We start from the raw sequence: 9,006 nt of genomic DNA, 5'->3' as shown, positions 1-9,006 counted from the left end.
CGAGGCCCGCGCCGCCGCCGTCCGCGACGGGCTGACCGTGGCCGGCGCGGCGCTCGCCGTGCCGGGCCTGGTCGGCGACGGCGGCCTGGTCCGGCTCGCGCCCAACCTCGGCTGGCGCTACGTCGACGTGCCCGCCCTGCTCGCCGGGCACCCGCTCGCCGCGCCCGTCGACGGGATACCCCCGCTGGTGGTCGACAACGAGGCCAACCTGGCCGCCCTCGGCGAACTGCACGCCGGCCCGCCCGGCTCGGCCAGCTTCCTGCACATCACCGGCGAGATCGGCATCGGCGCCGGCATCGTGCTCGACGGGGTGCTCTACCGGGGCGCGCGCGGCTGGAGCGGCGAGATCGGTCACATCCCCGTGCAGCCGCAGGGGCGGCCGTGCCGCTGCGGCGGCCAGGGCTGCCTGGAGCGGTACGCGGGCCAGGAGGCGATCCTGGCCGCCGCCGGCCTGGCCGGCGCGGACCTGCCGGCGGACACCGCCGCCACCCGGCTGGCCGACCTGGCCGGGGCGGGCGACCCGGCCGCCCTGGCCGCGCTGGCGGACGCCGGAACGGCCCTCGGGGTGGCCGTGTCGGGCGTGGTGAACCTGCTGGACCTGGACACCGTGGTGCTCGGCGGCGGATACGCCCCACTGGCCCCCTGGCTGCGGCCACCGGTGGTCGAGGAGATCTCCCGGCGGGTGCTCACCGCCGCCTGGTCGCCGGTGACGGTGCGCCCGGCCGCGCTCGGGGCGCGTTCCGCGGCGGTCGGCGGGGCGGCCTCGGTGATCCGCCGGATAGTCGAGCGGCCGGTCGGCTGGCTGGCCACCTCGTCGACGAGTGGCTCGACGGCCAGGGGCACGACGGCATCGCCATGCTGATCGTGGCGGCGGGGTGACCCGGCCGGGTCAGGCGGTGCGGGCCACCGGCGGCTCGCCCGGTGACTCCGGCCCGGCCAGCGGGTCGCCGATCCGGTCCCCCGAGGGCTGGAGCACCGGCCAGCCCTCCGCGGGGGCGGCCTCCCCGCGCCGGCCGACCTCGTCGAACTCGCGCATCCCGCGCAGCAGCGCGGCCCGCCCCTCCGCGCTCATCCCGGCCAGGATCCGGTCCAGCCGGTGGCGCCGGTCGGCGCGCAGCTCGGCGAGGAGTCGGGTGGCCGTCGGGGTGAGGTGCAGGGCGATCTCCCGCCGGTCGTACCGGCCCGGCTCGCGCTCCAGCATCCCGGCCGCGACCAGCCGGTCGCAGAGCCGGCTGGCGGAGGAGAGCAACATGTCGGTCAGGGTGGCGAGGCGGCGGAGGTTGATCCCGTCGTACTGCTCGACGACCATGACCGCGCGCAACTGGGCGCCGGAGAGCCGACTCGTGGTCCGCTCCCGGGCCGCCTCCCAGACAGCCAGCAGGGTGCCCGCCGCCTCGTCGAGGGCAGCGGCCATACTCGCATCAGGTCCGTCGGGACCGCGTTCTTCGGCCATGGTGCGCCCGAGACTACCCGGCTCACCAGGCCGGCGACCTGTGCAAAGGAGCAAAGATGAGCGGACCGGTGGATCGGGCGCGGCGGAGCCTCACCGAGGCGCCGACGGACCAGCTCGTCGACCGGCTCGCCACCGAGCTGGAACAGTCGTACGGGATCACCCGCACCGAGCTGTACCAGGTCGACTACCGGCTGGCTGCGCTGCTGCCGCTGGCCGGGGGTGAGCCGATCGTCACCCCCGGGCACCCGGCGTGGCGGTGCTTCGACCACCAGGAGCCGATCGTCTCGGAGGGCACCGGCTGGTTCCCGGTCGGGATGCGCGGCGAGCGGCGCGGGGTGCTCCGGCTCTCGCCGGTGCCGGCCGACCCGGCCGCCCTGGACGCGCTGGACGCCGTCGCCACCGCGCTCGGTCACGAGCTGGCCGCCGTGGCGGCCACCACCGACATCTACCTGACCGCCCGGCGCAGCCGGCGGCTCACCCTGGCCGCCGAGATGCAGTGGGAGCTGCTGCCGGGCCGCAGCCGGATCCGCCCCTCGTTCAGCCTCGCCGGCCAGCTGGAGCCGGCGTACGCGGTGCGCGGCGACGGCTTCGACTGGTCCGACGACGGCCACCGGCTCTGGCTCTCGGTGGTCAACGGCTCGGGTGAGGGAGTCGCCGCCGCCATGCTCACGTCGCTGGCCACCCATGCGCTGCGCAACGCCCGCCGCGCCCGGCTGGGGCTGGCCGACCAGGCCGCCCTGGCCGACCAGGCGATCTACGAGCTGCACCGGGGCGAGCAGCACCTCTCCGCGCTGCTGCTGGAGCTGGACCTGGCCACCGGGACGCTGACCGTGGTCGACGCCGGCTCGCCCCGCCTGGTGCTGCTGCGCGACGGCGAGGTGACCGAGCAGGTCCTGGACAAGCAGTTCCCGCTCGGCATGTTCGAGGGCACCGACTACCGGGAGCAGCAGTTCCAGCTGCACCGGGAGGACCGGCTCTTCGTGGTCAGCGACGGGGTGATCGACGCCACCGCCGAGCGGATCCGCTACGGCGAGACCGCGCTGGACCGCTTCCTGCGGCGGACGGGCCCGATGGAGCCGCTGGACGCGGTCCGGTCGCTGATCGGCGACCTGCGTGCCTTCGTGGCCGGCGACCTGGTCGACGACGCGGTCGTGGTCTGCCTGGACTGGCTCGGCCCGCAGCCCTGACCCGCCCCGGCCGCCCGCCGGCTCAGTAGGCGCCGCGACTGTTGACCACCGCGCCGAAGGTCTTCCAGAGGATGGTCAGGTCGGCGGCGAGCGACCAGTTCTCCACGTAGTAGAGGTCCAGCCGGATGCCGTCCTCCCAGCTCAGGTCGGACCGGCCGCTGACCTGCCACAGGCCGGTCATGCCGGGCTTGACCAGCAGCCGGCGGGCCACGTCGCCGTCGTACCGGGCCACCTCGGAGGGCAGCGGCGGGCGGGGCCCGACCAGGCTCATCTGGCCGAGCAGCACGTTCGCCAGCTGGGGCAGCTCGTCCAGGGACCACTTGCGCAGCAGCCTGCCGACCCGGGTCACCCGCGGGTCGTCGCGCATCTTGAACATCAGGCCGTCGGTCTCGTTGCGCGCGGCCAGCTCAGCGAGCAGGGCGTCGGCGTTGACCACCATGGTGCGGAACTTGAAGACGCCGAACTCCTTGCCGCCCTGGCCGACCCGGGTCTGGCGGAACAGCACCGGGCCCCGGCTGTCCAGCTTGATGGCGAGCGCGATCACCGCCACCAGGGGGGCCAGCAGGAGCAGGGCGATCAGCGAGATCGAGCGGTCGACCAGACCCTTGACCAGCTTGCGGGCGCCCCGGAACTCGGGCGCCTCGACGTGGATCAGCGGCAGGCCGGCGACCGGCCGGGTGTGGATGCGCGGGCCGGCGACGTCGGTCAGCGCCGGGGCCACGACCAGTTCGACCCCGGTGCCCTCCAGCTGCCAGCCCAGTCGGCGCAGCCGGGCCGCGGTGAGTTCACCCGAGGCGGTGACCGCCACGGTGTCCGCGCCGATCGCGGTGGCCGCCTCGGGGATGCCCCGGAACGAGCCGACCACCGGCACGTCGCCCAGCCGCTGCGGCACCGGGGCGAGCAGCGCGTCGGGAATGCAGGCGCCGACCACCTGGTAGCCGGCGTACGGCTCGCGGCGCAGGGTGTGCACCAGTTCCAGCACGTGCGCGGTGTCGCCGACCACCAGCACCTTGCGGGACCAGCCGGCGCCCCGGTCGCGGGCGCGGTGCAGCCGCTTGCGGGCGGCGAACCGGGCCACCTCCAGGCCGACCGTGCCGACCGCGAAGGAGATGGCCAGGAAGCCCCGGGAGACCCCGACGTCGGCGATGTAGCCGGCGATGGCGATGCCGCCGGCCAGCCGCAGGCTCGCCGCGTTGACCCGCCGGTACTCGTCGGCACCGTAGCCGAGCACCTGGTCGTCGTAGCAGCGCATCGCCTTGAGCGAGACCAGCCAGACCAGCAGCAGGGCGGGCGCGACCACCACGTACGGGATCTCCGAGCCGCTCGGCTGCTCGTCGCCGAACCGGGCCACGTAGCCGATCAGGATGGCCACGGCCAGCACGGAGGTGTCCAGCACCACGAGGAGCCGGATGTAGGCCCGCTCCGCGGCGCGGGTCGCCGGACCGGGGCGGTCGCCACCCGGTCGCGACGACGTGCTGGCTGGGGTCAACAGCGTCGCCGAGGTCACCGGCCCTCCCCACTTCGCTCAGGACGACCCCGCGCCGCGCGTTCCCGGTGGGGAATCCGCGGTTCGGGGCACCCGGTCATCTTGCCTCGACAATTATGGTTACCGATTGCTTCGGACGTATTACCGTCAGTTCTCGCCCGGCCACCGGGGCCGGGAAGCGTTGCGCCGTACCGGATCTGCCGGTACGGCGGAACGGGTGCGCTGTGTGTCGGATCAGCGCGGCGCCGGCGGACGCAGCGCGATCGCCTGCAGGAAGATCTCGCCGATCTTACTGGGGTCGGTGGTGACGAAGGAGCCACCGCCGGTCACGTCCGTGATCGACTTGAGTTCGGCGCGGCTGACCTCGGTGCCGATGCCGATGATAATCACCTGCACCGGCTGCTCTTCGTCCCGCAGCTTCTTGAGCTGGTCGAGCAGCGCCTTCTGCGTGATGCCGTTGGCGTCGTCGTTCTTGCCGTCGGTGAACAGCACGATCGAGTTGACCTTGCCCGGCTCCCAGTCCTGCTGGACCTTCCGGTACGCCGCGAGCATGGTGTCGTAGAGCCCGGTGTCGCCGTCCGAGGGCCGGATCGAGGCCAGGCCCTGCTGGAGGGCGCCCCGGTTGCTCGACAGCGGCTTGATCCCGATCACTTCGCGGTAGTCCTGGGCACCGTTCAGGTTGGTGGAGAAGGTCCACAGTCCGATCGACCAGGAGTCGTCGAAGAGCCCCAGGCCCTGGCTCGCGGCGGCGACGGTGACCTGCTCCCGGCTGGCGCCGTTGGCGGTCGCCACCGGCTTCTTCATCGAGCCGGAGACGTCGACGACGCAGAGCATGCGACCAGACTGGGTGGCCACCGACCAGGTGGTGGTCGCCGTCTGGATGGCCTTCGGGTCCAGGTCGGTCGCGCCGCCCTGGCCGGACGGCGGGACGGCGCTCGCGCCCCCGTTCGCCGGGCTCGGTGCGCCCTGCGGCGCCTTGAACCCGTCGCCCCAGTTGCCGTCCGGGGCCCGCAGCGCCTGCGCCGCCAGCCGGTTCTTGAAGCTCGACGTCCGCAGCACCTCGAAGAGGACCCGGGCCGCCGACGCCTTGGTCGGCTCGATGCCGGGCAGCACCGCGAACGGGTAGTCCAGCGCGATCGGATCCGGCTTCATGTAGAGCGCGGCCAGCGGGATCGGCGGCTTGGTGTTGTTGTAGGCGATCACGTCCTCTTCCGACAGCGCCGCCGCGCCCAGCCCGTTGGCGATCGCCGTCGGGTCGGTGGAGCGCGGGAAGCGGGCGAGGAGGTCCTGCCGCAGCGAGGAGCGGTTGGTGGCCAGCGCCCGCAGCGCCCCGACCATCGCCTCCTGCGCCTTCGGCGACCCGGCGGCGCCGGTGGCGCTGGCGGCGGCGGTCAGCGAGAGCAGTCCGGACAGGCCGGCCGCGTCCTGGGTCGGCTCGACGATCCCGGCGCGTAGCGGCTTGCTGCTGGTGACCTGGCCCAGCAGGTCGGTCCAGCGGATCTCCTTGTCGGGCCAACCGATCCGGGAGGCCACCGGCTCGGGCAGGGCGACCACCACCGGACTGCGGGCGATCGAGGCGCCGTTGGCCGGCGCGAAGGCGGTGGCGCCGCCGCTCTTGAGCCGGACCAGCCAGGTGGAGGAGTCCGGCACCCAGACGTCCGGGGTGACCGCGGTGCCGCTGGCCTGCCCGACCCCGGCCAGGGTGGCGCCGTGCTTGCTCGCCACCGCGGCGGCCACGTCGACCGGCTCGGCGGCGGAGACGTTCACGGCGATGCAGGTGTCGCCGACCGCAGCGCCGTCGGCGACCCACTGGTCGGCCGCCCCGCGTACGGCCGGCGCGATCTCCGGGGCCGCCGCGAGGGACAGCTCGATCCGCCCCGAGCAGCTCGGCCCGGCCAGCTGCCGGTAACCGAACCAGGAGCCCGCTACGACGACAGCGAGCGCCGTCGCCGCGGCGACGGCGCCTGCCCCGTGGAGCTTTGAACGCATGCGATGGCGGCCAGACACGGTGACCATCTTGCGTATCTCGTGGGGTTACTGCCATAACCGTTCGGACGAAAGTTACGCAGGAGAAACAGTTGATCGCCAAATCATTACGTTGAGTGAGCGATCAGTTATCCGACTGTGATCGAATTCCACTGGGGACGGTGTCCCGGTCACCGGTCGGTCACGGACGGATGCAGGTGGGACTCGCCACCGGCACCGGCTCGCCCACCGGCTCGGGTACCCCGGTGCCCGGATCCACCCGGAAGATCCTGATCATGCCGGCCCGCTCGTCGGCCACGTAGAGGTGCTCGCCGGTCATGACGAAGTGCCGCGGCCACTCGCCCCCGGTGTCCACCTCGGCCACCAGCTCGGGCGCCACCCCGGCCAGCGCGAAGACCGCGACCGTGCCCACCCCCCGGTTGCCCACGTAGAGGAAGCGGCCGTCCGGCCCGACGGCGACCTCGGAGGGCTGCACGTGCCCGACCCGGCCGCTGGCGTCCACCCGTACCCGCTGGTGCAGCCCGTCCGGGGTCAGGTCGTACGCGGTGACCGTCCCGTCCAGCTCACCGACCAGCCAGCAGCGCCGCCCGTCCGGGTGCCGGGCCAGATGCCGCGGCCCGGCGCCGGCCGGCGTCCGCAGCCGGGGGGCGCGGGGCACCAGCCGCCCGGAGGCGGCGTCGAGGTCGTACCGGTAGACGGAGTCGGTGCCGAGGTCGACGGCGAGCAGCGGCCCGCCGTCCGGGTCGGGCGAGACCATGTGGCAGTGCGCGTGCTCCTGCCGCTCCGGGTCGGCGCCGTGCCCCTCGTGCCGGACCAGGTCGCTGCGCTCCCCCGGCGTCCCGTCGGCGCCCAGCGGGAACACCGCCACGCTCCCGCCGCCGTAGTTCGCCACGAACAGGTGCCGCCCGTCCGGGGCGACCGCCAGGTGGCAGGGCTCCGCCCCGCCGGTCGGGCGTACGGCCAGCGGGTCGAGGTCGCCGCCCGGGCCGACCCGGAAGGCGCTGACCTGCCCCTCGGCCAACTCGTTGACCGCGTAGAGCACCGGCAGCGCCGGATGCCGGACGAGGAACGACGGCGACGGGGTGACCGCCACCGTGCCGAGCGGCGTCAGCGCGCCGGTCGCCGGGTCGCGCCGGGCGGCGACGATGCCCTCGGCCCGCCCGTCCGTCTCCGCCGTGTAGCCCCCGATGTGGACGATCACGTCCTGCCCGGTCACCGCTCCCACCTTCCGCCGTCTCCACCGTCGATCCAACCAGAGGCTTCCCGGGGAGCCGGCCCGTTAGGCGTCATCCGGGGCACCGGTTTCCGGCCGGGCCGGGCCGCGCCGGGTGGGCGGACCGGGTCAGCCCACCGGCACCGGCTCGCCCCGCTGCCGCGCGACGTGCTCGACCAGCGAGATCAGCACCAGCTTCCCGGACTGCCGGTCCCGGGCGTCGCAGAGCACCAGCGGCACGTCCGGATCCAGGTCGAGGGCGTCGCGGACCGCCTCCAGGCTGAACCGGCGGGACCCGTCGAAGCAGTTCACCCCGACGACGAACGGGATGCCCCGCTGCTCGAAGTAGTCGATCGAGGGGAAGCAGTCGGCCAGCCGGCGGGTGTCGGCGAGCACCACCGCGCCGAGCGCCCCGAACGCCAGCTCGTCCCAGAGGAACCAGAACCGGTCCTGGCCCGGGGTGCCGAACAGGTAGACCTGGAGGTCGTCGTTGATGGTGATCCGGCCGAAGTCCATGGCCACCGTGGTGGTCGACTTCTGCTCCACCCCGGAGACGTCGTCGGTGCCGATGCCGGCGCCGGTCAGCACCTCCTCGGTCTGCAACGGCCGGACCTCGCTCAACGCGCTCACCAGCGTCGTCTTGCCGGCGCCGAAGCCACCGGCGATGAGGATCTTCAGAGCCAGCGGCACCCGCGGCGCGGCCGGCTCCCGGTCAAAGCGCACGGAGTCCACTGACCACCGCCTTGAGAATGTTGTCGTCGGGCAGGTGGGCGGCGGCCGGCGGCCGGCGCACCGTGACGAGCCCACGGGCGAGGAGGTCGCCGAGCAGCACCCGGACCACGCCGACGGCGAGATCGAGGTCGGCGGCGAGGTCGGCCACGGCCGCCGGCCGCCGGGCCAGGTCGACGAGGCGCCGGTGCTCCGGCTGGAGACCGGGCACGCCGGCCGGGTCGGCCCCCGGCGTCGTCAGGACGAACGCCACCAGGTCGAAGCCGTCGACCGGCGGGCGCACCCGGCCGCCGGTGAGGGTGTACGGGCGGACCACCGGGCCGGCGGCGGCGTCCAGCCACTCGTGCTGCGGGCCCGGCGACTCAGCCCGCATCGGTCGCCGCCGTGCGGGCCGGTGCGCTGAGGTTCTCGCCGACCCGGATGACCAGCATCGCCATCTCGTACGCCACCAGGCCGATGTCGGCGTCGGCCTCGCTCACCACCGCCAGGCAGGCGCCCTGCCCCGCGGCCGTGACGAACAGGTACGCCGACTCCATCTCCACCACGGTCTGCCGGACCGCGCCGCCACCCACGTGCCGGGTGGCCCCCTTGGCGAGGCTGGAAAAGCCGGAGGCCAGGGCGCAGAGGTGCTCCGCGTCGGTGCGGTCCAGGTCGGCGGAGGCACCGAGCAGGAGGCCGTCCGCCGACAGCACCACCGCCTGGCGGGCGGCCGGCACCCGCTCCACCAGGTCGTCGAGCAACCAGTCGAGATCGGCGTTCTGCCGCGTCGTGTGCACCACTAGGCGTCCCTCTCAGTCGCGGTTCGTTGGTCCGGAGCCGCCGCCGGCTCCGGAGGGGAGGGCTCGGCGGCGCGGCGGGCGCCGTCCCGGCGGCCGCGGGCGGTGCCGGCCTGGAGCGCGGACATGGCCCGCCGGGCCTCCTCGGGCGTGCGGTGCGCCGGGTTGTCGACGAC

The 9,006-nt window shown here is 74.3% G+C and carries 9 protein-coding genes; 2 read left to right on the top strand and 7 right to left on the bottom strand.

From position 1 onward, the window contains the following. The coding region (locus tag B0E53_RS29280; protein WP_146167805.1) for an ROK family protein at positions 1-862 on the top strand (862 nt) is incomplete at its 5' end. 27 nt (positions 863-889) lie between these two features. On the opposite strand, the gene B0E53_RS29275 is transcribed toward B0E53_RS29280, so the two are convergent. Further along, positions 890-1,414 (bottom strand): MarR family transcriptional regulator, encoded by a 525-nt coding sequence (locus tag B0E53_RS29275; RefSeq protein ID WP_107078964.1) that lies wholly within the window; start codon positions 1,412-1,414, stop codon positions 890-892. A gap of 95 nt (positions 1,415-1,509) precedes the next feature. Between B0E53_RS29275 and B0E53_RS29270 the strand changes: the two genes are divergently transcribed. Then, positions 1,510-2,640, top strand: coding sequence for a PP2C family protein-serine/threonine phosphatase (locus tag B0E53_RS29270; RefSeq protein WP_107078963.1), 1,131 nt, complete (start codon positions 1,510-1,512; stop codon positions 2,638-2,640). A gap of 22 nt (positions 2,641-2,662) precedes the next feature. On the opposite strand, the gene B0E53_RS29265 is transcribed toward B0E53_RS29270, so the two are convergent. The 6 genes from B0E53_RS29265 to B0E53_RS29240 form a co-directional block, all read right to left on the bottom strand. Then, on the bottom strand, positions 2,663-4,147 hold the full coding sequence (locus B0E53_RS29265; RefSeq protein ID WP_107078962.1) for a sugar transferase: 1,485 nt from the start codon (positions 4,145-4,147) through the stop codon (positions 2,663-2,665). A gap of 213 nt (positions 4,148-4,360) precedes the next feature. Next, positions 4,361-6,115 carry a VWA domain-containing protein gene (locus tag B0E53_RS29260; protein ID WP_107078961.1) on the bottom strand — a complete coding sequence of 585 codons (1,755 nt, stop codon included), beginning with the start codon at positions 6,113-6,115 and terminating at the stop codon, positions 4,361-4,363. A 178-nt stretch (positions 6,116-6,293) separates the two neighbouring features. After that, a complete protein-coding gene (locus B0E53_RS29255; RefSeq protein ID WP_210406258.1) occupies positions 6,294-7,328 on the bottom strand; it encodes a lactonase family protein in 1,035 nt (344 codons plus the stop codon). A 126-nt stretch (positions 7,329-7,454) separates the two neighbouring features. Further along, positions 7,455-8,057 (bottom strand): ATP/GTP-binding protein, encoded by a 603-nt coding sequence (locus B0E53_RS29250; protein WP_107078959.1) that lies wholly within the window; start codon positions 8,055-8,057, stop codon positions 7,455-7,457. Continuing rightward, positions 8,038-8,427, bottom strand: coding sequence for a DUF742 domain-containing protein (locus tag B0E53_RS29245; RefSeq protein ID WP_107078958.1), 390 nt, complete (start codon positions 8,425-8,427; stop codon positions 8,038-8,040). Before B0E53_RS29245 ends, B0E53_RS29250 begins: the two co-directional genes overlap by 20 nt. After that, a complete protein-coding gene (locus B0E53_RS29240; RefSeq protein WP_107078957.1) occupies positions 8,417-8,833 on the bottom strand; it encodes a roadblock/LC7 domain-containing protein in 417 nt (138 codons plus the stop codon). Before B0E53_RS29240 ends, B0E53_RS29245 begins: the two co-directional genes overlap by 11 nt. Positions 8,834-9,006 lie beyond the last annotated feature (173 nt).

This window comes from Micromonospora sp. MH33 (assembly GCF_003013775.1).
Taxonomy (GTDB): domain Bacteria; phylum Actinomycetota; class Actinomycetes; order Mycobacteriales; family Micromonosporaceae; genus Micromonospora; species Micromonospora fulviviridis.
Note: the sequence above shows the minus strand (reverse complement) of the source record. Positions and strands in the feature narration are given on the sequence as shown.

Coding starts and splice junctions, on each gene's coding strand:
- B0E53_RS29275 (WP_107078964.1), bottom strand. CDS start 1,414: ATGGCCGCTGCCCTCGACGAGGCGGCGGGCACCCTGCTGGCTGTCTGG.
- B0E53_RS29270 (WP_107078963.1), top strand. CDS start 1,510: ATGAGCGGACCGGTGGATCGGGCGCGGCGGAGCCTCACCGAGGCGCCG.
- B0E53_RS29260 (WP_107078961.1), bottom strand. CDS start 6,115: ATGCGTTCAAAGCTCCACGGGGCAGGCGCCGTCGCCGCGGCGACGGCG.
- B0E53_RS29245 (WP_107078958.1), bottom strand. CDS start 8,427: ATGCGGGCTGAGTCGCCGGGCCCGCAGCACGAGTGGCTGGACGCCGCC.